The sequence below is a fragment of the Psychroserpens algicola genome (genome assembly GCF_014526325.1).
GTDB classification, from domain to species: Bacteria; Bacteroidota; Bacteroidia; order Flavobacteriales; family Flavobacteriaceae; genus Psychroserpens; species Psychroserpens algicola.
On sequence record NZ_JACNMJ010000005.1, the window covers coordinates 45,634 to 71,729 of the forward strand.

The following is a 26,096-nucleotide window of genomic DNA, read 5'->3' on the forward strand; positions in this document are numbered from 1 at the left end:
AAAAGGCGTTACACCTAAGTAACACCTTTAAAATATTAACAATTGTTAATCATTATCTTTTATGTCTAGTTTCAGTTGATACAGACAATTTCTTTCTTCCTTTAGCTCTTCTACGCGCTAAAACTTTTCTTCCATTTACAGAAGCCATTCTTTCTCTAAAACCGTGCTTATTTCTTCTCTTTCTTTTTGACGGTTGAAACGTTCTTTTTGGCATTGTCTTATATTTTTAAAAACTAATATTCTTTTTTTGTTGTTTTAAACTGTTCTTAAAACTGCGTGCAAATATACAAAGACTTTTTACTTTGCCAAGCCTAAAATAAAAATTATTTTCAGTTATTTATATCCATACATTTACTGGTCGCTAATTGACAAAAAATTAGTTTCTTTGTAAATTCAAACATTTACTAAAAAATGAAGTCAATTTTATCAATAGTTTTAGTTACTTTTTTAGCAACTACAAATCTCGCAATAGCGCAAAGTCATTTAGCTTACCATTTAAAGGTAGGTGATAAATTTAAAGTATTTCAAGTTGCAGAGCAGGATATTGTTCAAAACATGAATGCCTCTGAACACAACATAAAAAATTTAATTGAAGGCGATTACACCTTTACAGTTGAACATGTAAACGACAGTTTATATGGTATTAAATTTAGATATGATCGTTTTAAAATGGTTATGACTTCTAATATGATTGGTGAAATCATGTCTATTAATACAAACGACTCCATTGCTGACGATGATATTGAAGGCAAGATTTTTTCAAAAATTATTGCCAGCGATTTACATATGGAAATGTATAAAAATGGAAAAATAAAGTCTATTAAAGGTTCAGAAATCTTAATTGATAATATGATCAATGCTGCTGGTGACTTTGATGATTTTACAAAAGAACTCATGAAAGAATCTATGAGAAAAGAATTTAGCAACGAAAGCCTTGCTATGAGTTTTGAGCAAATGACTTATATATACCCTTCAAAGGACAGTAAAGCCAGTGATACGACCTGGACTAACAAATTTGAGGGTAAATTGACATCTGAAAACACTTGGACATTAGTGAGTACATCTGATAAAGCTATTGCTATAAGTGGCGAAAGTGAAATTGCACTCAACACAACCGACAGTGATGTTGATATGCATTTAAAAGGACATATGACATCTAAAATATCAGTATCTCCTACAACTGGTTTTGCTCAGCAAATTAGTACAACTTCTACAGCCGAAGGTCATTCAGTCATGCACAATATGAATAGCCTAGAAGTTCCTACATCAATTACTTCTAATATAAATTACAAAATAGAAAAACATGTTCAATAAAAACATAAAACTTGTTATTGCAGCATTAATTATAGCTTATGCCATTTATCAATTTACTGAAGGTTATATAGGTAATGGTATCATGTTTATTTTACTGTCTTTAATATTTATTTTCCTTTATTTTAAAAATGAATTTATTCTACTTGCGTTTTTAAAGCTAAGAAAACAAGATTTTGAAGGCGCTAAAAACTGGCTAAATAAAATTAAAAACCCATCAAGTGCTCTTGTAAAAAAACAAGAAGGATATTACAATTACCTTCATGGTGTTATGGTTGCACAAACCAATATGAACGATGCTGAAAAGTACTTTAAAAAGGCTTTAGGCTTAGGCTTATCTATGGATCATGATGTGGCAATGGCGAAATTAAATTTAGCCGGAATCGCATTTAGTAAACGCCGACCAATGGAAGCTAAACAGTTACTTAATGAAGCTCAAAAACTAGACAAAAGAGGTATTTTAACAGACCAGATCAAAATGATGAAAGACGGTATGAAAAGATCTCAAGGGCCTAAACAGCATTATGGCAACCGTAATATGCGTCGCAGATAAAAACCTCAAACACCGTCAGTTAACGATTTTAATTGACTGTTTTATTCTTTTCTCTATTAATATTACCGTTTAACGACTATTTTTCAGTAGCAATAATAACGCTCATAGCTTTGTCTAAAATAATAAATCTTAGACATGCGACTGTGTTTGACCATTTTTTCGTTTTTATTTACGTTTTTAGCTTTTTCTCAAGAGCCTAAGATGTATTTTGAGCATGAAATATCTAAACATCTAAAACGTTACAAAGTAAAATCTGAAATTGCCTTACAATATGGCAATAGAGACTATGCAGAATTTCTATTTGACTCATTAGTTGACAACCATCTAAAGTTTAGTTACATTTCAGAAATGGCTTTAAAAAAAGTTAATGGAGGCACATTAAACACATCAAAAATCGATAATGCTTTCCTACTAATTACCAAATCACCTTGGGAGCAAATTGATGAGAAAGAAATTGAAGCCATTAATAAAATGTCTAAGATGTATAAAGGTCAAATTGATATTGTCATTTTATTCTGGACTTCAAAATCTATTGCTAAAAAACGTAGCAGTGCCTTTAATTCTCTAGTTACGGTTACCTATGTTGATGAACGTAAAAACAGAGACAACCATATCATAAAGCCTTATAAACATTCTTTTGGTGCTCCTGCCTGTTTTTTCATTTCAGAAAATAAGCAATTACTCAACATCGATAAGAAATTTACAATTAATCTTACAAAAGATGATTCACAAGTGGCCTTTGATACGGCACATCAGCAAATCAAATTGATTCTTTTTGAGGATCAAAAAACTACGGAAGGTATTATCACAACAATACATTAAGTTATAACATTGGAGCCCAAAGCCTGCTGAAAGACTCTTTGAGTTTATCAAACCTTGGTCGCTTTACCCAATCTTCAGGATTAATGATTTCTGAATCTTCGAGGTCTTCAAGAAATTTAGCTTTTAACAATTTGCTTTGTTCGATATCGTACATTAAGGCATTAATTTCAAAGTTAATATTGAAACTTCTATTGTCAAAATTACAAGTACCAATGGTTGAAAACACTTCATCAACAACCATAGTTTTAGCGTGAACAAATCCTTTTGAATAACGATAAATTTGTACACCAGCCTCCATAAGTGGTTCTAAAAATGAATTTGTCGCATGTTGTGCAATCCAACTGTCAGAATTTTTCGGAACAATCAATTTAACATCTACTCCTATTTTTGCAGCGATTTGCATAGCAGTTACAACCTGATCATTAGGAATAAAATAAGGTGTTGTGATATAAATATAGTGCTCGGCATTATTGATTGCTGTTAATATAGCCTCCATGATATTTGCCCAGTCTGTATCAGGACCACTTGCTGCTATTTGAATTGCAACGTCTTTTTCACATATGGTTTCTGGAAAGTAACTGTCTTTAATTTCTATGGAGGCTTCAGTTACGAAATCCCATGTTGTTAAAAAGTGAAATTGTAATACTTTAACGGCTTCGCCATAAATTCTTAAATGTGTATCTCTCCAATATAATGTAGAGCTTTCATTATTTACATAATTATCAGAAATATTGATTCCTCCTACATATCCAATTTCACCATCAATGACTGCTATTTTTCTATGGTTTCTGTAATTAGACTTTCCGGTTAAACTAGAAAAAAGAACAGGCATAAAAGGAAAATGCTCTACACCACTTTCATTTAATCGTTGTTTCATTTTTGAAGTCAGTTTACTACCTACATCATCATAACTCATTTTGACCTCTACACCATTTCTCGCCTTTTCACACAAAACGTCTAACACCTTTGTACCAATGGTATCATCTTTTATGATATAATATTCTATATGTATATGTTTTGTAGCATTATTTAAGTCGGTTAAGAGCCTTTCAAATTTAACTTCACCATTAAACAATATATCAACCTCATTTCTAACAGTTAAAGGTGAACGTTCACTTGCCCTAAGGAGTTTTACAAGTTTAATTTTATCATCCAATTTCTCATTGATTTTCCTCAAATCCTTGCCCTCCATTTTCATGCTTTTACTCGCAGATTGAATAATGTTGGAATTGATGATATGCTTTCTATTAAAAATTTTGGTCTTACGGTATTGTTGACCAAACAAGTAATAAATAATAAGACCAAAAAAAGGAAACAGTGCTAAAATAATAATATAGGAAACTGTCTTGGTTGGATTTATATTTTTCAATAAAACCGTTACAATAGCAGATATTGCTAATGCATAGTTAGCAATTATTAGAATTGACCAGAAATGATCTTTTATAAAATCTATCATTAAGGTTTAACAGAGTAATAGCCTTCTTTTGGAATTTCAATAAAATATGTTTTCCTTGAGGCATTATTGAGTTTAGGTTCTCTTAACCACGGATTATGAATTTTTAATATTTTATAATTGATTCCATAGCGTTGTGCAAATTTTGTAAAATCAGACACAGCGGTATCGACTTCTACTTTATACGTTGGAATTGTTTTGTACAAATCCTGACTTGTAAAATTAAAACCGTACTGTTTTGGGTTGCTTAGTATTTCTTTTAACGCTACTATTCTAAACAAATAACGTCCAGTTTCTTCACCAAGTAACAAATCGTAATAATTGGATACACCTTGTTCTTTTAAACGTCTGGAAATTCCTGCATTACCAGCATTGTATGCAGCAGCAGCTAAGGTCCATGAGCCTAATTGTTCTTTTGATTTTAACAAATATTTACAAGCTACCTCAGTTGCCATTTCAAGGTTATAACGTTCGTCAACATTTTTATTAACTTCCAAGCCATTTTCACGCCCTGTTGCAGGCATAATTTGCCAAACACCTCTTGCTCCAGCAGGAGACACAGCATTTGTGAGTCCGCTTTCTATAACAGCCAAATACTTAAAATCTTCAGGCACACCATTCTTTTTCAAGATAGGTTCTATAATGGGAAAGTACTTCTCGGCACGCTTAAACATTAATAATCCATTAGATTGCCAGTAGGTATTTACTAACAATTCACGATCCATACGTTCTAAAATATCTGGATCCTCTAATGGCACTTCTTCTCCTGCAAAATTTAAATCATCAGGAACTGAAAGCGCATATACATTATAATCGTTGATTAATTTTGGTTGTTCGACAACCTCTTTATCTGAAGGTACTTTTTCTTCAGCTTGCACTGCAAAAATAAATAGCCCAGATACACATATTAAACCAATTGCTGCTAAAATATTTTTTATCGTCTTCATAATTCTTTTTTTTATAAATGTATAAAATTAAATGATTGCTTTCAAGCGTCTTGCAGGATTAGTTTTGGTAAATTTTCGTTAAACCATTTATATTTATTGATGACCATTATATGAGAACCGCCTTTTAAAACAATACAATTTCCAGTACATGAATGTGGAAAAACAGCATCCTTATCTCCATGAATATAGATGGCATCTTTATTAGGTTCGTCCTGATCCCATTCAATCACATTCTCAATAGCCCAATCCAAATAGTGTTTATCACTAACAGATAAATATTTCTTATACAATTCTATACGTTTAGAAATGGTTTCACCAAAAGCATATTTTGCTAAAAAATCGATATTACTAACTAACTGTGTAGGCAATAATTTATAAGCTTTTGTGTACTTCATAACTTTCATTCGCTTTGGTAACTCATGCTTAGACTTTACACTAGACACTACAAACAGTTTTCTCAATTGTATATGTTTACTCATTTCCTGAACCAAAATACCACCAAAAGAAACCCCTAACAACACGATATTATCATGTTTTATGTGCAAAATCATACGTTTAGCATAGGACTCTAGAGATTCATTTTTTACAGGAATCATCCACTCTAACCAATGAATTTGAAATTGATCTTCAGGAAGTTTTATGTATTCAAATATACTAGGGTTTGCAGCCATTCCCGGCATTAAATACACATGTATAATTTCTTGTTCCATAAGTGTTTAAAGTAATTAGTCTTTAATATCTATGATATTTTTCGTAAATTTGCACTACAAAACTATGCAAAAGTATAGTTCCACCCTACCGACCATTGAATTAAATACAAATTATTATGATTGATGCTGCTGAATTAACAGACAATGACTTTTTACGCCAATTCGAATTAAAAGTAGACGGTAAATTAGCAAAAATTGAATACTCTCTTCAAGATCGAAAGATTTTTTTAACCAAACTTATTATTCCTGACGGAATATCCAATGATGACTTTGAAGAAGAGTTTTTAACGCTTGTTTTTGAAAACATTTCTGAACGCAATATAAGTGTCGTTCCTACCAGTCCTGAAATTGCAAAATTTATCAGGCGTCACAGAAAATATAAAAAGATGCTACCTGTAGGCATCAGGATATAAATAAAAAAAATCCGAAGTTTAATGCTTCGGATTTTTTTTATTGTTTGGTGTATATCAAATTCAAATCTCTTGTTTCTATAATCTGAGTAAAATCATCATTATAAACATTAATGACATTTTTAAGAGTTCTGTAAAGCTTATTATCAGAGATTGTAGATATGTTATCACTATATAAGACATTATTGTTATCAACATCATAAGACGAAGCAAAACTAATACTACCTTCTGCACATTCCACATCAAACTCATACTCTCCGTTCATAGATTTTGAAATAAGTAAAGTAGGGTTAAATGTATCATTAGATGATACTGTTCCGTTTGCTTCAAACATTAAGACTTCATTGTTTTGACAATTTAGTTCATCCAGTAAGTTTACGTTGAAATTTTCATCTTTATCAATATCAACTGAAAGACCAATATCGTAATTAGTTAACTGCCAGCTACCAATGATTTTAGAATCGGTGGCTGTGTCATCACTTGAGCATGAAGTTATAGACACCAAAATCAGTGCTATAAGTAATAAAGGTTTCATTTTCATAAGCTATTAATCATGTATCAACCAAATATATAGTATCAGATCTTTTAGTAACTATATATTAGATAAACACTAAAAAAAACAGTTAAAGCGAAATTTAACAGCAGATTATCTATATAGTCTGATTAGAACACAAAAAAAATCCGAAGCATAATAACTTCGGATTCTATTATTTAAATACTTAGAGTGCGGTTAGTACACAACATCAATAGTTCCGTTTTGTAACATTAATTCAACTGGCTCTTCAGATTCACTATCATATCCGTAAAGTGTTCCAGAGAATGTCATTGTTAATCTAGAACCGTCATTAATACTAACAACAGAGCTAAAAGAATTGTCAAAACCGTAAAAGTATGTTTCTCCTTCTACAGTATATTCAAAATAATATACAGCATCAGCTCCTGTATCTCCAGCCTCAAGTCCAAATTGAATAACTCTAGTTGAATCCCCATTAATAGTAGCAGTTACATCTAATTCGGTGTAAGTATCACCATCATCTGTAAACGTATCTTCATCAACGATGATTGAATTGAATGTAATTGTTTGTCCGTCGATAGTAACAACTAGCTCATCGCTAGCTCCACCACCATTTCCTCCATCGTCGTCACTTGAACAAGCTGTTGAAAGCACTAATCCAGTAAGAACAAATAGGTTAAGAAAAAATTTTTTCATAATAAATTATTGTTGTTTTTGATTAAGCGGCAAATATAATATAAGAAATATACTACGCAAATATTCTACATCACTATTTCCTTAGCAAACTCAAATCTCACTAATCCATCCTCATCAATAGTTGTTAAGGTAATCGGTTGTAGAGTATTCACCAGTTCAGGATTCCAAGGTGCTTTTACTTTGACGTAGTTTTCAGTAAAACCATGAATATAGCCTTCTTTATTTTCACTCTCAAACAATACGGTTCTGTTCGTTCCTAACTGATTTTCATAAAATGCTCGTCGCTTTTTAGCAGATAAGCCTCGAAGCATTTTACTACGTTTTGCTCTGACGTTTTTAGGTACAACACCATCTAGAGAAGCCGCGACGGTATTATCGCGTTCAGAGTAAGTAAACACATGTAAATAAGAGATGTCTAATTCATTTAAAAAATTATAGGTTTCTAAAAATAAATCATCCGTTTCACCAGGAAAACCAACAATAACGTCTACTCCAATACATGCATGAGGCATTTGCTCTTTAATTTTTTCGACACGATTTACATACAATTCTTTCATGTAGCGACGACGCATCAATTTAAGCAATGTATTACTTCCGCTTTGTAAAGGAATATGAAAATGAGGGACAAAGGTTTTGCTTTTAGATACAAATTCTATTGTTTCATTTTTAAGCAAGTTGGGTTCGATAGATGAAATTCGTAAACGTTCAATACCTTCAACATCATCTAAAGCCTGAACCAGTTCAAAAAATGTATGCTCATGCTTTTTATTACCAAACTCCCCTTTACCATAATCACCAATATTTACACCAGTTAAAACAATTTCCTTAATGTTTTTTTCTGAAATTTCTTTAGCATTCTGGAGTACATTGTCTAGAGTATCACTTCTTGAAATCCCTCTTGCCAACGGAATGGTACAATAAGTACATTTATAATCACATCCATCCTGAACCTTCAAAAACGCTCGTGTTCGATCGCCAAAAGAGTAGCTTCCCACATAAAAGTCGGCTTCCTGAATTTCGCAGCTATGTACTTCTCCCATATCATTTTTAGAGAGGTCATTGAGATAATCGGTGATTTTAAACTTTTCGGTAGCACCAAGCACTAAATCGACACCTTCAACATCAGCGAGTTCTTGAGGTTTAAGTTGCGCATAACAACCCACTGCAGCGACAAAGGCTTCAGGGTTTATTTTTTGTGCTTGCTTTACAATAGATTTAAAACGTTTATCCGCATTTTCAGTAACCGAACAGGTGTTAATCACATAGATATCTGCTTTATCTTTAAAATCGACACGTTCAAAGCCTTCCGAAGAAAAATTTCGTGCTATTGTAGACGTTTCAGAAAAATTAAGTTTGCAACCTAAGGTATAAAATGCGACTTTTTTATTCATATCTTATTTAATTTCCGTGCGCGCAGAAATCTAATTATATTTACTCGTTTCTAATTTAGAGTGCGCAAATTTACACAATTGTTAGGCTTTTTGCAATCTATAAGCCTGCTCTAGTATTAAAACTCAATAATTTACATCATATGTCTAAAGCTGAAGTCAGAATAAACGAAGTTATTTCCTTTTTCAAAAATAAAGATACCGTTCTTGGGTATCGAAAATTAATGGATTGTGTTATAGATACACAAGATTTAGACCTCTACCGAGATGTTATAGCGCTAACGGATTGGAAAGAGACACATCCTGAGAAAGAAGATGAACTTATTAAGAAATCACTTGATATTTTAGAGCGTGTTTCGAAGATTCCAATTTCCGAATATGAAACAAACAATCCTGTCGTTATTGGAAATCATTTGATAAAAAGTTATGGTCAAAACCGATTTACACTTGGTCCGATTTCGGTAAAAATACATAAAGGCGAAGTCTATGGTCTGGTAGGTGAAAACGGAAATGGTAAAACAACACTTTTACGGGTTTTAGCAAAAGAACTCAAGCACAATGAAGGTGATCTCGAATTTCGTTTTAATGCCAGCTATGATTCTGATTATGACTTAAGAACCAATTTGGTTTATATTCCGCAGCGTACTCAAAAATGGTATGGTAGTTTAAAAGACAATCTCAAATTTGTGTTGTCTAATTACGGAATTCCGCCAGAAGAAAATGAAACAAGAGTGCTTATGATGATTGCACGTTTTGGATTATGGAATTACAAACATCTAAAATGGAACGAGCTATCCTCAGGTTATAAAATGCGTTTTGAACTGGCGCGAACGTTACTACGTCAACCCGAATTACTACTACTCGATGAGCCATTAGCCAACTTAGATGTTTTGGCACAGCAAGTGATTTTAGAGGATTTGAAGTCGATGTGCAATTCAATTAATAACCCAATAGCTCTGATTTTAAGTTCTCAGCAATTGTATGAGGTTGAGAAAATTTCAGATAAAGTTATTTATTTAAAGGATGGCAAATACAAAGACAATAAAGAAGTGGTTGCCGATGACAAAAACCAGCTTATTATTGAAATAGATTGTGAGGCCAAACGTGAGATTTTGCTAGAGGTTTTTGAAAACTTAAACTTAGAAAAACTAATTTATAATGGTGGAATTTTTGTAGCTTATTTTAATGAAAATACGCCCTTTTCTTCAGTTCTAGAAACCTTAGGAAAGCATAATATAGATGTGACCTATACCAGAAATATTACCAAATCTACAAGACGATTTTTCGTTTCCTAATCCAATTTCAGATGAAAGCATTTATATATAAAACCAACCAGTATTTACTTGAACGTTTTCCAACCCTATGGAACACAAGACTCGTATGGATGCTCCTTATAGCATTTGTATTGCATCTCATCTTTTTTGTGTTTGGCTTTTTTACGTTAACCAACCCTGAATTATTACACGAATACAGTGTAAAAGATATCTACTTTCAAAATGGCACTGTCTTTTTAAATTCGATAATTTCAATTTTACTGTTGGTGCTTTGGCTCATTTACATGTTTAAAAACAATGCCTTTAAAAATTATTATCCTACCACAACATCTAAGCTCTTCGGACAATTTTTATGTTATCTGATAATCATTTTTAGCTGCTCGGCTTTCTTTTTATCTTATAATTATGGCCTCAAATTATATATAGCGACAGAATATCCTGATGCCCAAACAAATAAAAATATTGAAGTAACTAATGATGTTGCCATGTTTTTAACACACGACATCTCAGATTATACCATAGACAAGCGTCGCTACCCGAAACCTTTTTACACCTTGTATTGTGAACAATATAGAACATGGAAAGAAGACAGCTTACCTAAATTGGAATTTTTAGACCAGCGGTATAAATTTTACACATTAAAGACCAAAACCTTACCGAAATCGGAAAGACACAGAGAGCAAGACTCATCCTACCTAGGATTCGTTTTTATTAGAGTCACCGATTCGCTTCGCATTTATTATTATAAAGATACGATTGTTGACCCAAGTCCTTTTGCTAAATCAGCGGTTCCTAGTTTATACAATGCCTCATTTACATTTTTTAAGTCACGACATGACAAACTAGACGATGACAGAGGTAATTATGAGTATAATCAATATTCATATCTAAATGTGGATTACTCTTACAACAGCTATCGACCAGATTTTACACTGAGGCACCAACTTAGATCTGAAAGAAACAATGCGCTATTAGATAGAAACGATACATCGGAAATTAAAGGATTACTAGAAAACTTTATCACGCTCTCAAATCGATACAAAATCGAACATAATTTAACTTCAGAACAATGGTTTAATTTGATATATCAACCCGATGATTTTAAGGTCAAACATTTTATAAGACCTGAGCCAAAAGATGATTATGATTATTTTGATATTGAAAATTCAGAATTGACAGCAATTGAAAAGTTTCAATATGAACGACTTACAGACTTCTACTTTAATAAAGACGAATTACAGAATGTATTTTATAATATCGAAGACATCAAAGCTAGTAGCCCTTTATTTGATAGCATTCACTTTTTTATGTGGTTCTCTTTTGTCATTTCCTGCATCATCTTCATGTTTAGAGTCACTGGTTTAAAAGCGCTGTTATTTAGTATTATAACAGTGGGTATTTTAACACTTTTTATCTCTCTACTTACTGCTTTGATATTTTATTTAATACAAGGACGTAACGATGAAATTGGCATTTATCTCATCCTTTACTTTACTCTAATTTTAGGCACCATCATATTAGCCATACCAACTTTATTCATAAAGAAGATCAAAAAATTAGTTGTTGCTATCTGTGTGAATATTTCTATTATAGGGTTTCCATTATATCTATTTTTAATCATTGGCATCATAACCATGCACCAAAATGATATATGCCATGCAGATCCTAATTTTTACAGTCGCAATTATGAATGCCATACATTGATGGACTTATTTGGTGTGTATTGGAGCTATATTTTATTTATAATTGGTATACTGTTTCTATTTTTCTATTCGAAAGTCATTAAAAACTGGAAATCGCTTCCTGAAGGTTAATTTATGAGTCGACGTTTAAAATACCTGCTGTATAGTACCTTAGGAATTCTTTTTATTTGTTCCTGCGGAAATTCTAATGACCTCACAAAAGATCACCTAGTATTCCGCTATAACGAACACAAAAACATTGGGTCTTTAGATCCTGCTTTTGCCAAAGACAATGCCGATATCTGGGCAATCAATCAATTGTTTAACGGATTGGTTCAAATGGACGATCAACTGAATGTTCAACCATGTATTGCTAAAGACTGGACGATTTCTGAAGATGCACTCTCCTATTCTTTTGCATTGCGAAATGATGTTAAGTTTCATAAACATGAGCGCTTTGGAACCGACTCTACGCGTACTGTTGTTGCTGCTGATTTTGAATACAGTCTATTCAGGTTGTGTGACAATAAAACTGCATCTCCCGGAAGTTGGGTCGTTAATAATATATGGGATATTAAAGCAAAAAATGATTCGTTAACTATCATTTTAAAATCACCTGACCCTTCGTTTATTGGTAAACTAACCATGAAATACTGTTCTGTAGTTCCTAAAGAGATTGTAGAACACTATAACAGTGATTTTAGAGCGCATCCTGTTGGAACTGGTCCTTTCCAGTTTAAACGCTGGGAAGAAAATTTAAAGTTAGTTTTCAGAAGAAATGATCAGTATTTCGAATTCGATAAAAATGGAAATCAATTGCCATACCTTGAAGCCGTTGCCATCACTTTTTTACCAGACAAACAGAGTGAGTTTTTGCAATTTGCACAAGGCAATATCGATTTTGTTTCTGGCTTAGATGCATCATACAAAGATGAAGTATTAACGGCTACAGGGCAACTTCGTGAGAACTATGCTACTGATGTCAATATGATTCGAGGGCCTTATCTCAATACAGAATACCTGGCGTTTTTTATGGATTCTGATATTCCAGAAATGCAATCACAACTCTTACGACAAGCCATTAATTATGGCTTTGATAAAGAAAAAATGATGACCTACTTACGTAATGGCATTGGTATTCCAGCCCATGGAGGTTTTATACCTAAAGGTCTTCCAGGTTACGATGCATCAATTGGTTTTACATTTCAGCCTGAAAAAGCAAAACAACTTGTAGAGCAATTTAAGCAAGAGTCAGGAATTTCTAATCCGGAAATCACTATAACCACCACGAGTAATTATCTGAGTTTTTGCGAATACATTCAAAGAGAACTTCAAAAAATTGGTATCATAGTAAATGTAGATGTGATTCCTGCAGCAACTTTAAAAGATGCAAAAGCTAACGGCAAATTAGATATGTTTAGAGCGAGTTGGGTTGCCGATTATCCTGATGCTGAAAATTACTTATCCTTATATTCCAGTAAGAATTTTGCGCCTAATGGTCCAAATTATACACATTTCCGAAGTGAACAATTTGATGCCTGGTATCAAAAAGCTTTTACGGTTACAGACATTAAAGAACGAGAATTGCTCTATTCAAAAATGGATAGTTTGGTTATGGCATCTACTCCAATAGTGCCGCTTTTTTATGATGAAGTGGTACGGTTTACGAGAAAAAGTGTATCTGGTTTGGGAATAAACCCTATCAATCTGTTAGATTTGAAACGGGTTAAGAAAGATTAGACTAAGCTAATCGTCTAACTGTTTTCCAATATCCTGAATTTCATTTTTTTCTACAACGACTGTTTTCTTCCAGTTTTTCTTAAGAAGATAATAGAACAAGTACATGGTTCCTAGTCCAAATGGAATTGCTACTAAGGTGAGTAATAAATTATTATCCCAGTCAAATCCTAACCCTAAAACCTCATCTAGAACACCTAATATAATTCCGCCAGCAAAAGCTCCTGCGTAATAAGAAATCACGCCAAGGATTGCAAAAACCCATTTATTTTGTTTGTATTCTTCGGCTAATCTGTAGAAATATCTGCCAATAACGAAAAGAATAATGATGGATAACATACGTAAAGTTTGTTTAGAATTTGTAGATAATAAAGTTAGACAAATAATCTATTCTACCGTAAAATAATAAATATCATCTTCTCCTTTTCCTTTAGGACGTCTGGAAGAAAAATAACCTTCAGACATATCGTCATTAAGGATATAACAAAAATCGTCACTTCTAGAATTAATTGGTTTTGGTAATAAAACGGGTGTTTCGGTATCTGGATTTCCATTTAAATCATAACTGTAAATATCCAAACCACCAACACCTCCAACACGATCAGATGCGAAATACAACACATTATTTTTACTTACAAACGGGAACATATCGCGTCTAGGTGAATTTATTTTCTTTCCTAAATTCTCAACCTCGCCATATTCTCCATTACCTAGTATTTTCACTTTAAATAAATCGGTTTGACCATGAGCACCATGTGCATTTGAAGTAAAATACATGGTTGAGCCATCCGGACTTACAACAGCATGTCCATAATTATATTTTGGGTCACAAAATGGTAAAGGTTCAAAATTGGTCCAGCCACGACCTTCAATATACTCGCCTCTCTGAATGTTTAAATTAATAGATTTTAATTTGCGCTTATAAGATTTTCCGCGTTTCATAAAATTGGTTGTGACATACATGTATTTACCATCAGGACTGAAGCCTGCACTAGAGGTATTAAACACAAAATCTTCAGACTTAATAAACTGTTTTGGATTAATAATTTCTCCATCAGCAACTTTTTGTGCTTCAAACATGGTGTAGATTAAACGTTTATCATGATCTCGTCTAGCTCTATTTCTATTATCGAGCATATAGGATGTATAGTATACTTTATCGCCTTTATAAAAAACGACACCATATTGACTTTTATCATCATTAAGGCTTAAGTTTTTAATCGTGTAGGTTTGAGAATACCCGAAATTTAGTATCAATACTAAAATGATACTGCAAATAAACTTCATGCTTTTATGATTTAAGGTTAACTTTTTCTCCATTGTTTGGTCACTTCAAAGACATGTTCTAAAATAGCCTTATCTACTTCTGAAAATTCAATATTTCGACGTTTCATAACTACTTCGGCAACTTCGAACGCTTTTTTTGTTAAATAGGTTGTCATTCCAGAATGGCCTCCCCATGAAAAACTTGGTACAAAATTTCTTGGAAATCCGCTTCCGAAGATATTACTACTCACTCCAACAACTGTACCAGTATTAAACATGGTATTAATGCCACACTTACTATGATCGCCCATCATGAGTCCGCAAAACTGTAAACCTGTTCTGGCAAATCCCTGAGTTTGATAATCCCATAGCCTGACTTCGGCATAGTTATTTTTTAAATTAGAATTGTTGGTATCGGCACCTAGATTACACCATTCGCCAAGTACTGAGTTTCCTAAAAACCCATCATGACCTTTATTAGAATAGCCAAAAATCACTGAATTATTCACTTCACCTCCAACTTTACTATGCGGTCCAACCGTTGTTGGTCCGTAGATTTTAGCACCCAACTTTACAGTAGCATGCTCGCATAAAGCGAAAGGACCTCTAATAATACTGCCTTCCATTATTTCGGCATCTTTTCCAATATATATAGGACCAGAATTCGCATTTAAAGTCACAAATTCTAACTGAGCTCCTTTTTCTATAAAAATTTGTTGAGCTCCAAGAACATTATTTGAACTCGGTATAGGTTCAGATTGTCTGTCGTATGTAAGCAAGTCAAAATCGGCCTGAATAGCCTCACCATTATTGGCAAAAATATCCCAAGTATGCTCTATCTTTATGACGTCTTCGTCGTATTCTATTGCCTGATAGGATTCAAAATCTATTTCTTCCTGAGTGTCTTTAGAGAAAAAAGCTATCACATCTTCTCCCTGAAATACAGCTTGATTGTCTTCAAGACCTTTTATAATGGCCACTAATTCTTTATTAGGTAAGTAAGCTGCATTAATCATTACATTCTCATCTAATTCAACCATAGGATATTTATCAGAGAGGTAGTCTTCGGTTAAAGTGGTTATGGTAAATCCCAGATGTTTTTCCCACTTTTCCCTAATGGTCAATATACCAACTCTAATGTCGGCTACAGGTCTAGTAAAGGTAAAGGGTAACAAGTTGTTACGTGATGGGCCATCAAAAAGAATATAATTCATAATCAAGATTGAAGTTAGATGCTAAAGTAAATTAATTATAGAAAACAAAAAAGCCTTCGGGATAAATCCTGAAGGCTTTGTAAATATTATAGAACTAAGTTTATTTTTGAAACTTAGCGTATTTGTTTTTGAATTTATCAATACGTCCTGCTGTATCTACTAATTTAGACTTACCAGTGTAATATGGATGAGATGTTCTAGAAATTTCCAATTTAATTACTGGATACTCAACACCATCAACTTCAATTGTTTCACTAGTCTCAGCAGTAGACTTAGTTAAAAACACATCTTCGTTAGACATATCTTTAAATGCTACTAATCTATAATTTTCTGGATGTATTCCTTTTTTCATCGCTTTAAACTTTAATATTCCTTACTATTTTGGAGGTGCAAATTTAAGTAATTTTTGTAAATTACCAATAATTATTTTCTTTTTTTATTTTAATTAAAAATGTAACGTTTGAATACAAATGTACACTAACCAATCATATTAACTAAATAATCAACTCAAACTATGGAATCAGTAAAAATATCAACTGGTAAATTTGGAATGAATTACGGCATCATCTTAGGTGTTGTCATGATTGCCCTTTCTGTTATAGGCTATGTTACAGGACAAACATTAGAAGGTGCGCAATGGCCGCAATTATTGTATTACATTATCTTTCCGGTAGTAATCATTTTTGCGATAAGTAAATACAAAAAGCATAATGCTAATACCTTAACTTTAGGAGAAGCTATTAAATTAGGTGTCATAATCGCTATGATTAGTGCCATTGTATATATCATTTATGGTTTGCTATTTAATTATGTAATTGACCCAGAGTTTATGGGACAAATGAAAGAAGTCGTAAGAGATCAAATGCTCGAAAACCCGAACTTAACTCAAGATCAGGTCGACCAACAAATGGTTTGGGTAGAAAAAATGATGAGTCCAGTAATCGGTTCAGCGTTTTGGATTGCTGCCAGTGCTATTTTTGGATTAATCTGGTCATTAATTGGCGGATTAGTAATGAAAAGCAGTCAATAGTCAGAGCTTAAATAAATTCAGTATTTTTGAACTTTAAACATTCAAAATCACTAAATGAATATATCAGTAGTCATACCACTACTTAACGAACAAGAATCATTATCAGAACTACACGATTGGATTGCTAAAGTTATGCAGTCCAATCGTTTTTCTTATGAAATCATTTTTATAGATGATGGTAGTACAGACGATTCCTGGTCAATTATTAAACAGTTATCTCATAAAGACACTAATGTTAAAGGGATTCGGTTTTTAAAAAACTTCGGAAAATCTCAAGCCTTACATGCTGGTTTCGCTAAAGCTGAAGGCGATGTTGTCATTACTATGGATGCCGATTTACAGGATAATCCTGAAGAAATACCAGAGCTTTACAATATGATTATCGCTGAAAATTATGATTTAGTGTCTGGTTGGAAAAAGAAACGATACGACTCTGTGATCGCTAAAAACCTTCCGTCAAAACTATTTAATTGGGCTGCTCGTCGTACCTCAGGAGTTAAACTCAATGATTTTAATTGTGGACTAAAGGCCTACAACAAAAATGTTGTTAAGCATATTGACGTTAATGGTGAAATGCATCGATATATCCCAGTGCTTGCTAAAAATGCTGGATTCACAAATATTGGCGAAAAGGTTGTACAACATCAAGCCCGAAAATACGGTGAAACTAAATTTGGTATGGACAGATTTATTAATGGTTTTCTCGATTTAATAACCATTTGGTTTTTATCACGATTTGGTAAACGGCCTATGCATCTATTTGGTGCTCTTGGTGTACTTATGCTGGCCATTGGTTTTGCTTTTGCTATCTATTTAGGAATTGACAAACTATTTCTTAATCCTTCTGGACGACTCATAACCCAGCGTCCGCAATTTTATATTGCACTAACAACCATGATTTTAGGTTCACAATTTTTTGTTGCTGGTTTTTTAGGAGAAATTATATTACGTAGTAAAAGAGATAAAAACCGTTATTTGGTTAAGCAAGAACTCAATTTTTAAGTTCAAGCGATTTATCGCAATCGTTTTAGACGAATTTATTAAAATCTTAATCACCCAAACTAATTCATTTACTTACTTTTGTAGTATAAATTTAAGACTATGACACACATTGAACCTCAATTATTGGAACGCGTTAATACATGGCTGACGCCAACTTTTGATCAAGAGACTCAAAATCATATTAAACACTTAATTGCAAATAATACAAGTGAACTCAAAGAGAGCTTCTACAAAGATCTCGAATTTGGAACTGGTGGAATGCGCGGCATTATGGGCATAGGCACCAATCGCATCAACAAATATACACTTGGTAAAAACACACAGGGATTAAGTAACTACCTGAAACAAACATTTCCTAACGAAAAACTCAAAGTTGCAATCGCCTACGATTGTAGACATAACAGTCAAACTCTGGCTAAAGTTGTTGCAGACGTATTTTCTGCCAATGGTTTACAGGTATATCTTTTTGAAGATTTAAGAGCGACTCCAGAATTGTCATTTGCAGTAAAACATTTAAACTGCCATTGTGGAATTGTACTTACAGCATCTCACAATCCTCCAGAATATAATGGTTACAAAGTATATTGGCAGGATGGCGGACAATTAGTACCTCCGCAAGATGCAGAAATTATTGCTGAAATTAATCGTTTAGAATATGCTGAAATTAAATTTGAAGCCAATGACACTAATATTGAATATATAGGCAAGACTGTTGATGATGTTTTCATTAACGAATCTGTAAAAAATGGAAGTTTTGATACCGCTACCGAAGCTAGAGAAAATTTAAACGTTGTTTTCACTTCCTTACACGGAACTTCAATCACTGCTGTACCAGAAACCTTAAAACGTGCTGGTTATACCAAGGTTAATATTGTTGAAGAACAACGCGAGCCTAATGGTGATTTTCCAACAGTAAAATCTCCAAATCCTGAGGAACCTGAAGCCTTGAAAATGGCTATGGAGTTAGCCAATAAAACTGATGGTGATATTGTTATAGGAACCGATCCTGATTGTGATCGTTTAGGTGTCGTTGTTAGAAACTTAGAAAATGAACTGGTTATTCTTAATGGAAACCAAACCATGTTACTTATGACTGATTTTCTATTAAAACAATGGAAAAATTCTGGCAAAATTAATGGCAATCAATTTATTGGTTCTACGATAGTATCTACACCAATGATGGCGGTTTTAGCTGAAGCTTATAACGTTGAATGTAAAATTGGACTCACTGGTTTTAAATGGATTGCTAAAATGATTAAAGACTTTCCGCAACTTGATTTTATTGGTGGTGGAGAAGAAAGTTTCGGATTTATGGTTGGTGATTTCGTAAGAGATAAAGACGCTGTGACATCGACGCTATTAGCTTGTGAAATTGCAGCTCAGGCAAAAGCTAAAGGCATTTCTATGTATAAAGAATTAATCGAATTGTACGTCGCTCATGGTTTTTATAAAGAGCGTTTAATTTCACTTACAAAAAAAGGTATTGAAGGTGCTCAGGAAATTAAGCAAATGATGATTGATGCTCGTGAAAATCCTTTAGAGGAAGTTAACGGTTCTAAAGTTATCCGAATTGAAGACTATCAATTATCAATAGTTAAAGATGTTATCTCAGGAAACACCTCAACCATTGATATCCCGAAGTCAAACGTACTCATTTATTATACTGAAGACGGAAGTAAAATTGCTTTACGTCCAAGTGGAACCGAACCTAAAATAAAGTTCTACATAAGTGTAAATACAACATTAGACAATCTGGCAGCATTTAAATCTACGGAACAAAAATTGGAGACTCGTATTGACAATATTCTAAAGGATATGAATCTCGATTAAATGAATTACATAAAGAAACTTTTTCGCTTTATAATTCCTTACAAGCGTTATGGTATTTTAAATATTATAGCAAATGTATTTTACGCCTTGTTTAGTACTCTGGCTATGATATCATTAATGCCTATGCTGAAAGTATTATTTGGAGAAGGCGAAAAATTAACCCAAAAACCAATCTTTACTGGTTTTTCAAACATTAAGACTTTTGCCGAAGATTATATAAATTATATTATCACAACAACATCTGAAATGCATGGGCCACAACGGTCTTTGCTATACATGATTGTCTTAATAATAAGTCTGTTCTTACTTAAAAATGTCTTTAATTATTTAGGCTTATACTTCATTACTTTTTTGCGCAACGGAGTTTTAAAAGATTTGAGAAATGAGATTTATGACAAGGTTACCAGCTTGCCCATTTCTTATTATTCAGAAAAGAAAAAAGGAGATATTATTGCCCGAATTTCGGGAGATGTCAACGAAGTAAAAGGATCACTACTGGCTATTTTAGAACTAATTGTAAAAGAGCCATTAACGATTTTGTTTGCTATTATTGCCATGTTTATGATTTCGGTTAAACTCACCATTTTTGTGTTTATATTTATTCCAATTTCAGGGTTTATAATTTCAAGAATTGGAAAAAGTTTAAAGAAAAAGTCTAACCGCGTTCAAACTGAGCAAGGGATCTTTTTATCAACTTTAGAAGAGACACTTGGCGGACTCAAAGTGATTAAGGGTTTTAATGCTGAAAAGCAATTTAATGAGACCTTTCAAAAATCAACTAATCGGTTTTATAATTTCTCAAACACACTGATGAATCGTCAAAACCTGGCTTCACCTATGAGTGAAGTTTTGGGGATTATTACAATTGCAGTCCTCCTCTGGTATGGTGGTAGTATGGTGCTCGTTGATCAAACCTTATCTGGTAGCGCGTTTATAATTTACATCGGTTTAGCATGGCAAATTTTAACACCAGCTAAAGCTATCAGCAAAGCAAGTTACAAAGTAAAGGCTGGAAATGCAGCTGCAGACCGTATTCTCGAAATACTAGAAACGGAAAGCCCATTAAAGGATCGCGGAAATGCCATAGCCAAAAATGATTTCACGTCAGATATTTCAGTTGAAAATATTTCATTTAAATACGAAGATGATTTGGTACTTAAAAACTTCAGTATCAAAGTTCCAAAAGGAAAAAGTGTCGCTCTTGTTGGGCAATCTGGAAGCGGAAAATCAACTATAGCCAATCTGGTTACACGTTTTTATGATGTTAATCAAGGACGCATCTCAATTGATGGAACAGATATTAGAGACCTTAAAAAACATTCACTCAGAAGCTTAATGGGTTTGGTAACTCAAGACTCAATTTTATTTAATGAGAGTATAAAAAACAACTTACGTATTGGTAAAGAAGATGCTACTGATGATGAAATTATCGAGGCTTTGAAAATCGCTAATGCCTGGGAATTTGTAAAAGATTTACCTCAAGGTATTGACACTAATATAGGTGATTCTGGTGGTAAATTATCTGGTGGACAACAACAGCGTCTTAGTATTGCAAGAGCTGTTTTAAAGAATCCTCCAATCATGATTTTAGATGAAGCTACTTCTGCTTTAGATACTGAAAGTGAACGCTTAGTTCAAGATGCTTTAGAAAATATGATGAAAAACAGAACCTCTATTGTCATTGCGCACAGACTATCTACGATTCAAAATGCAGATGAAATTATTGTTATGCATAAAGGTGAAATCGCCGAACAAGGCACACATGCACAACTCATAGCAAAACAAGGCGTCTATAAAAAATTAGTCGATATGCAAAGTTTTGAATAACAAAAACTTAGTATCAAGTTTGAAAACTTCATGAATAACTGAGTTTTGCTTATCATAAGCTCTTGAAACCAGAAAAGGATGCAACTTTATGTTGCATCCTTTTCATTTTATTGTCATCATTTGGGGACAATGACAATACTTAAGTAGGTTAGGCTGAGACAAACATAATTTAAATAAATGGTCTATGCAAGAAAAAAATGCATTTCATCGTTATTTTTTACTTTTAATCGATGTTTTTAATTGCACATATCTAATTATCAAGTATTTATAAAATATATTATTTTTCATTAAACTTTCTGTACATTGAAGTGTCTATAATAAAAACGTTTTTATTGGATAACGAACAAGATTTTATACACCGCTTAACGACTCCTTCTAGTAAAGAATTGGCTTTTAGAGAATTATTATCACTCTATAAAGAGAAATTGTACTGGCATATTCGTCATATTGTGAAATCGCATGACGATGCTGATGATGTATTGCAAAATACTTTTATTAAGGTCTATAAAAATATTCATAACTTTAAAGGAGATAGTAAATTGTATTCTTGGATGTATCGCATTGCAACCAATGAATCGATAACACATATTAACAAAAATGCAAAGCGCTTAAATATTTCTGATGAGCAAACGCATCAACTCATGATAAATAACTTAAAAGCCGATGTTTATTTTGAAGGTGATGACATTCAGTATAAATTACAACAGGCAATTTCCGTGTTACCTGAAAAGCAACAATTGGTATTTAATATGAGGTACTTTCAAGATATAAAATATAAAGATATGGCAGACATATTAGACACAAGTGAAGGTGCTCTAAAAGCATCTTATCATATTGCCGTAAAAAAGATAGAAGCATTTTTAACTCAAGATTAAACCAATTACAGACTTTAGAGTCTTAATGATATGAAACAGAAAAAATTAGATAGTCATATAACTTCAGGATTTAAAACCCCTAAGGATTACTTTTCTCAAGTAGAAGAGCAAATTCTAAATGAAGTACATCTAAAAAAGAAGGTTGAAACATCTGGGTTTGATTTACCTGAGTCTTATTTTGAATCTCTTGAAGATCGTATTTTGGATCGCATAGAAACTAAAGATGATGCCAAAGTCATTTCGATTTTTAATTGGAAAAAAGTGATTTATACATCTGCTGTTGCAGCATCCATAATATTAATATTTAATCTGTTTTATTCTTCGGAAACTATAACCTGGGAATCTATAGAAACAGCTTCTATCGAAAACTATATAGAACAAGAAGATTATACTGGCTATGAACTGGCCTCCCTTTTAACTGAAGATGAACTCAACAAAGCAAATTTTATTGACAACCAAATACCTGAAAGTTCTCTTGAAAATTACTTAATAGAAACCATAGAAATTGAAGATTTAATTTTAGAACAAGCTCAATAAATTATAATGGTCATCTTAGATATCGTAAAGATCAAAACATATACACCTATGAAAAAAACATTTATATCACTATTTTTTATCGCTCTAACTCTTAGTGCTTTCGGACAAAAGAAAGAGCGCCAAGAGCGTATTAAAGCTTTGAAAATAGCTTTCATTACCGAAAAGTTAGAACTAACTAAAGCTGAAGCTCAAAAATTCTGGCCAATCTACAACGCGTATGAGGACGAAACGGATATGCTTCGTCATAATGCTCGTGAAAAACGACGTGGCTTAAAAATGGAATCGCTTAGCGAAACTGAAGCAAAACAAGCATTGCAAGATTTTTTAGCTTTCGAAAAAGAGCAATTAAATTTAAAAACAGATTTAGTAGAAAGCTTATTAACAGCAATTCCTGCAAAAAAAATCATTCTTCTTAAGATTGTAGAAGAACAATTTAAAAAGCAAATGCTGGAAGAGTTCCAAAAGCGACGTGAGAAATTTAAAAATAAAGGATAAGAGTTTACTCTTTAAACGTTAATTTCGATAATCTACCGTTTCCTGCAGCATAAGCGACACTGTCATTTAAAAAGCGAATGGTATAAAAACCTTCATCACTTAAATGCGTCCAGGAGTTACCTGCATCACTAGAATAATCGATACCGTTAAAACCAATAGCTACCAAGGCTTTACCTTCTCCATTTGGAACATATTGCACACAACTCCTGTATCCAGGTGATTGATTTATTGCTACAAGTTGCCAAGTTTTTCCACCATCATGAGTTCTTATTTTATTAGCACTACTGTCAGCAGGTCTTGTATAGTCACCTCCAATGCCAAAGCCGTTTAATCTGTCATAAAAATCAATAGAATACATCCCAGTAGTTTCTAAACCCTGAACTATAGGTGTATCATAAACTTCCCAGGTCTTACCTTTATCAGACGAATATAAAATACGACTCACTTTTCCGCCTGTAGCAATCCAAGTATGAGTTCCAACAATGGCAATATTACTATCGCTTGCCGCAAAAGCAGCTTCACCTTCTTTAATTTTAGGCAGATCTTCACACAATAATTTTGTCCAGGTTTCTCCTCCATCTCGAGTAATAATGATACTCATGCAATCCGCTGTAGGATCACCAATAGCAATGCCTTCATCATCATTCCAGAATTCCATAGCATCATAAAATGCTTTTGGGTGGTGTTCCTCATACACTATTTTGTTTTTCTCTAAATCGGCATTAAGCTGATATAGTAATGCTGGAGAACCTATCGTGATACCAAAACCCTTTTCTTTTAAAGCACTTAAGGCTCTAAAGTTTAATTGTAGTGTATCATTAGACAAATTAATTTTGTGATGATAAAACGATTTCTCCTTTAGGCTGTCTACATGATTAATAAACGAATTCGGCAAAAGAATTCCAAACTCGCCTCGCGAGGTTAAGTACGTTGGTCCTATGGAGTCTACAAGCTCCAGAGCTCTTATATTAAGTGTCGAATCCTGAACTAGAGTTTCGATGTGTACACTTCTAAATTGTTTTAGTGATGGTAGCTGTTTTCTATAAGATGTATAACTCAATAATCCGTAGCACATGATACTCATAGTTACAATTGAGACAAACACCAATAACTTTTCTTTTTTCATAAACATGAGATTTTTATAAAAATAGAAAAGCTCCATGACATAATCACGAAGCCTTTCAAACTATTAATCAGCAATACACTAATTAACATCAAACTAATCACAATGTTTTATAATTTTCCTTTTTCAAAGCTTTAACATCGGTTATCAACTGCAACATTGAAGCGCGGTTTAAACCATTGTAAATCCCTCTAATATGTTTATGTTTATCGATGAGTAAAAAGTTTTCAGTATGTAAAAAATCATCTATATTTTTAGGTTCACCTAAATCATTTTCAACAAAATACTGTGTTCTACCTAAATTATAAATCTCTAATTTATCACCTGTTACCAGATGCCATTTGTCATCTATAACGCCATGTTTATCAGCATAATTTTTAAGAACTGAAACAGAATCTCTTGTTGGCGTAACTGTATGTGATAACAACAAAACGTCATCATCTTCTTTAAATTCTTCTTGAAGTTTAAACATGTTTCCAGTCATTTGAGGACAAATTCCCGGACAGCTAGCAAAAAAGAAATCAGTAATATAAATCTTATTTTCAAACGTTTTTTGCGTAACCGTATCACCCAACTGATTGATGAATCTGAAATCAGGAATTTTATGAAATTGTTGTTCTTCATCTGTTCCTGGTGTTATCCATCTAGGCGTAAATGATTCTTCATTATAATATGGCAAATACGCTACTCTGCTCGTTTCTTCAGTTTTAAAATGCTCTTTTTTATTTTGCTCTTTACAGCTCAAACAAACCAGAGTACAACCGATTAAAACAAATGCAATTTTAATTCTCTTTAATAACTGTTTCATTGTCTAACTTATAACAAGAATTAGCACGCATCATTCCGAAGATCCTTCCATTTTTAGCCTCATAATTGACATACAGTTTACCATTAGGCAGCCAGGCTTTTTGAATACCATCTTCGACTCCATCTTTAAACCAAAGTAATTTAGAAAGCTCTCCATTTGAGTACCATTGCTGCTCTTCGCCCTGCTTTTTACCATTTTCATAACTCACTTGCAATGCCAAATTTCCATTGTCCCAAAAACTTTTATACTGACCGGTTAATCTGTTTTGATGATAATAAGATACCATACGCAACACTCCATTTTCTGACCATCTTTGGGCAATACCTTGCCTTTTTCCCTTATAAAAGCCTAATTTTTCCATTAAAGTATCATTCTCGTGATATTTTAATGAATAGCCGTTATAAGGTTGATTGTGATAGTACCAAATGCCTTCTAATTGATTTAAGATTAAGTCTGACTTAAGAACTTCTTTAGTATCAATAGCAATTTTATCCCCTTCTTTTATGACAGCTGCGATATCTGATGGTTTCTGTATTGATGCGTTTTGACAACTCAATACACAAATTAAAATTGCTACTACTACTTGCTTCAT

General features: G+C 33.0%; 28 protein-coding genes. 14 read left to right on the forward strand and 14 right to left on the reverse strand.

Translation table 11 applies throughout. The features are described 5' to 3' along the window. Positions 1–52 precede the first annotated feature (52 nt). On the reverse strand, positions 53–214 hold the full coding sequence (gene rpmH, locus H7350_RS11045) for a 50S ribosomal protein L34 (protein ID WP_040278062.1): 162 nt from the start codon (positions 212–214) through the stop codon (positions 53–55). A 197-nt stretch (positions 215–411) separates the two neighbouring features. On the opposite strand from rpmH, the gene H7350_RS11050 reads away from it, so the two are divergent. From H7350_RS11050 to H7350_RS11060, 3 genes are all read left to right on the forward strand, one after another. Next, a complete protein-coding gene (locus H7350_RS11050) occupies positions 412–1,314 on the forward strand; it encodes a DUF6263 family protein (RefSeq protein WP_204345985.1) in 903 nt (300 codons plus the stop codon). Further along, positions 1,304–1,864, forward strand: coding sequence for a DUF2892 domain-containing protein (locus H7350_RS11055; RefSeq protein ID WP_204345986.1), 561 nt, complete (start codon positions 1,304–1,306; stop codon positions 1,862–1,864). The genes H7350_RS11050 and H7350_RS11055 overlap by 11 nt, the downstream gene beginning before the upstream one ends. Positions 1,865–1,999: 135 nt before the next feature. After that, a complete protein-coding gene (locus H7350_RS11060) occupies positions 2,000–2,686 on the forward strand; it encodes a hypothetical protein (RefSeq protein ID WP_204345987.1) in 687 nt (228 codons plus the stop codon). 1 nt (position 2,687) lies between these two features. On the opposite strand, the gene cls is transcribed toward H7350_RS11060, so the two are convergent. The 3 genes from cls to H7350_RS11075 are packed head-to-tail and all read right to left on the reverse strand — an operon-like array spanning position 2,688 to position 5,796. Beyond that, the gene (cls, locus tag H7350_RS11065) at positions 2,688–4,142 is read right to left on the reverse strand and encodes a cardiolipin synthase (protein ID WP_204345988.1); all 1,455 of its coding nucleotides are present in this window, start codon (positions 4,140–4,142) and stop codon (positions 2,688–2,690) included. Beyond that, positions 4,142–5,086, reverse strand: coding sequence for a lytic transglycosylase domain-containing protein (locus tag H7350_RS11070; RefSeq protein WP_204345989.1), 945 nt, complete (start codon positions 5,084–5,086; stop codon positions 4,142–4,144). Before H7350_RS11070 ends, cls begins: the two co-directional genes overlap by 1 nt. A 41-nt stretch (positions 5,087–5,127) precedes the next feature. Further along, on the reverse strand, positions 5,128–5,796 hold the full coding sequence (locus H7350_RS11075) for an alpha/beta hydrolase (protein ID WP_204345990.1): 669 nt from the start codon (positions 5,794–5,796) through the stop codon (positions 5,128–5,130). A 116-nt stretch (positions 5,797–5,912) separates the two neighbouring features. On the opposite strand from H7350_RS11075, the gene H7350_RS11080 reads away from it, so the two are divergent. After that, positions 5,913–6,209, forward strand: coding sequence for a GNAT family N-acetyltransferase (locus H7350_RS11080; protein ID WP_204345991.1), 297 nt, complete (start codon positions 5,913–5,915; stop codon positions 6,207–6,209). A gap of 37 nt (positions 6,210–6,246) precedes the next feature. Here H7350_RS11080 and H7350_RS11085 read toward each other — a convergent pair whose 3' ends face one another. The 3 genes from H7350_RS11085 to mtaB all read right to left on the reverse strand — a co-directional run bounded on the left by H7350_RS11085 (position 6,247) and on the right by mtaB (position 8,807). Next, positions 6,247–6,741, reverse strand: a complete 495-nt coding sequence (locus H7350_RS11085) for a hypothetical protein (RefSeq protein ID WP_204345992.1) — start codon at positions 6,739–6,741, stop codon at positions 6,247–6,249. 195 nt (positions 6,742–6,936) lie between these two features. Further along, positions 6,937–7,416: a hypothetical protein gene (locus H7350_RS11090; protein ID WP_204345993.1), complete on the reverse strand. Its 480-nt coding sequence runs from the start codon at positions 7,414–7,416 to the stop codon at positions 6,937–6,939. Between the two features lie 65 nt (positions 7,417–7,481). After that, positions 7,482–8,807 carry a tRNA (N(6)-L-threonylcarbamoyladenosine(37)-C(2))-methylthiotransferase MtaB gene (mtaB, locus tag H7350_RS11095; protein ID WP_204345994.1) on the reverse strand — a complete coding sequence of 442 codons (1,326 nt, stop codon included), beginning with the start codon at positions 8,805–8,807 and terminating at the stop codon, positions 7,482–7,484. A 140-nt stretch (positions 8,808–8,947) separates the two neighbouring features. Between mtaB and H7350_RS11100 the strand changes: the two genes are divergently transcribed. From H7350_RS11100 to H7350_RS11110, 3 genes are read left to right on the forward strand one after another with little or no spacing between them, the layout of a single operon-like run. Further along, positions 8,948–10,099 (forward strand): ATP-binding cassette domain-containing protein, encoded by a 1,152-nt coding sequence (locus H7350_RS11100; RefSeq protein WP_204345995.1) that lies wholly within the window; start codon positions 8,948–8,950, stop codon positions 10,097–10,099. A gap of 11 nt (positions 10,100–10,110) precedes the next feature. Continuing rightward, complete coding sequence (locus H7350_RS11105) at positions 10,111–11,892, forward strand: hypothetical protein (RefSeq protein WP_204345996.1); 1,782 nt, start codon at positions 10,111–10,113, stop codon at positions 11,890–11,892. A 3-nt stretch (positions 11,893–11,895) separates the two neighbouring features. Next, positions 11,896–13,500, forward strand: coding sequence for an ABC transporter substrate-binding protein (locus H7350_RS11110; RefSeq protein ID WP_204345997.1), 1,605 nt, complete (start codon positions 11,896–11,898; stop codon positions 13,498–13,500). Positions 13,501–13,506: 6 nt separating this feature from the next. On the opposite strand, the gene H7350_RS11115 is transcribed toward H7350_RS11110, so the two are convergent. The 4 genes from H7350_RS11115 to H7350_RS11130 form a co-directional block, all read right to left on the reverse strand. Further along, on the reverse strand, positions 13,507–13,836 hold the full coding sequence (locus H7350_RS11115) for a hypothetical protein (RefSeq protein WP_204345998.1): 330 nt from the start codon (positions 13,834–13,836) through the stop codon (positions 13,507–13,509). Between the two features lie 48 nt (positions 13,837–13,884). Further along, on the reverse strand, positions 13,885–14,817 hold the full coding sequence (locus tag H7350_RS11120) for a TolB family protein (protein ID WP_204345999.1): 933 nt from the start codon (positions 14,815–14,817) through the stop codon (positions 13,885–13,887). Then, positions 14,802–15,977 (reverse strand): GlmU family protein, encoded by a 1,176-nt coding sequence (locus H7350_RS11125; RefSeq protein ID WP_204346000.1) that lies wholly within the window; start codon positions 15,975–15,977, stop codon positions 14,802–14,804. Before H7350_RS11125 ends, H7350_RS11120 begins: the two co-directional genes overlap by 16 nt. Before the next feature lie 100 nt (positions 15,978–16,077). Continuing rightward, the gene (locus H7350_RS11130) at positions 16,078–16,329 is read right to left on the reverse strand and encodes a type B 50S ribosomal protein L31 (RefSeq protein WP_204346001.1); all 252 of its coding nucleotides are present in this window, start codon (positions 16,327–16,329) and stop codon (positions 16,078–16,080) included. Between the two features lie 162 nt (positions 16,330–16,491). On the opposite strand from H7350_RS11130, the gene H7350_RS11135 reads away from it, so the two are divergent. The 7 genes from H7350_RS11135 (at position 16,492) to H7350_RS11165 (ending at position 23,573) form a co-directional block, all read left to right on the forward strand. Continuing rightward, entirely contained in the window at positions 16,492–17,007 is a 516-nt protein-coding gene (locus H7350_RS11135) for a DUF4199 domain-containing protein (RefSeq protein ID WP_204346002.1), read from the forward strand. A 54-nt stretch (positions 17,008–17,061) separates the two neighbouring features. Further along, positions 17,062–18,009: a glycosyltransferase family 2 protein gene (locus tag H7350_RS11140; RefSeq protein WP_204346003.1), complete on the forward strand. Its 948-nt coding sequence runs from the start codon at positions 17,062–17,064 to the stop codon at positions 18,007–18,009. A gap of 99 nt (positions 18,010–18,108) precedes the next feature. Then, positions 18,109–19,839: a phospho-sugar mutase gene (locus H7350_RS11145; protein ID WP_204346004.1), complete on the forward strand. Its 1,731-nt coding sequence runs from the start codon at positions 18,109–18,111 to the stop codon at positions 19,837–19,839. Further along, the gene (locus H7350_RS11150; RefSeq protein ID WP_204346005.1) at positions 19,840–21,666 is read left to right on the forward strand and encodes an ABC transporter ATP-binding protein; all 1,827 of its coding nucleotides are present in this window, start codon (positions 19,840–19,842) and stop codon (positions 21,664–21,666) included. 332 nt (positions 21,667–21,998) lie between these two features. After that, the gene (locus H7350_RS11155) at positions 21,999–22,541 is read left to right on the forward strand and encodes an RNA polymerase sigma factor (protein ID WP_204346006.1); all 543 of its coding nucleotides are present in this window, start codon (positions 21,999–22,001) and stop codon (positions 22,539–22,541) included. Positions 22,542–22,571: 30 nt separating this feature from the next. Next, complete coding sequence (locus tag H7350_RS11160; RefSeq protein WP_204346007.1) at positions 22,572–23,078, forward strand: hypothetical protein; 507 nt, start codon at positions 22,572–22,574, stop codon at positions 23,076–23,078. Between the two features lie 48 nt (positions 23,079–23,126). Continuing rightward, the gene (locus tag H7350_RS11165; RefSeq protein WP_204346008.1) at positions 23,127–23,573 is read left to right on the forward strand and encodes a sensor of ECF-type sigma factor; all 447 of its coding nucleotides are present in this window, start codon (positions 23,127–23,129) and stop codon (positions 23,571–23,573) included. Between the two features lie 4 nt (positions 23,574–23,577). On the opposite strand, the gene H7350_RS11170 is transcribed toward H7350_RS11165, so the two are convergent. The 3 genes from H7350_RS11170 to H7350_RS11180 all read right to left on the reverse strand — a co-directional run bounded on the left by H7350_RS11170 (position 23,578) and on the right by H7350_RS11180 (position 26,096). Further along, positions 23,578–24,699 (reverse strand): WD40/YVTN/BNR-like repeat-containing protein, encoded by a 1,122-nt coding sequence (locus tag H7350_RS11170; protein ID WP_204346009.1) that lies wholly within the window; start codon positions 24,697–24,699, stop codon positions 23,578–23,580. 97 nt (positions 24,700–24,796) lie between these two features. Further along, positions 24,797–25,504: an SCO family protein gene (locus H7350_RS11175; protein WP_204346010.1), complete on the reverse strand. Its 708-nt coding sequence runs from the start codon at positions 25,502–25,504 to the stop codon at positions 24,797–24,799. Then, positions 25,479–26,096, reverse strand: a complete 618-nt coding sequence (locus H7350_RS11180; protein WP_204346011.1) for a toxin-antitoxin system YwqK family antitoxin — start codon at positions 26,094–26,096, stop codon at positions 25,479–25,481. The genes H7350_RS11175 and H7350_RS11180 overlap by 26 nt, the downstream gene beginning before the upstream one ends.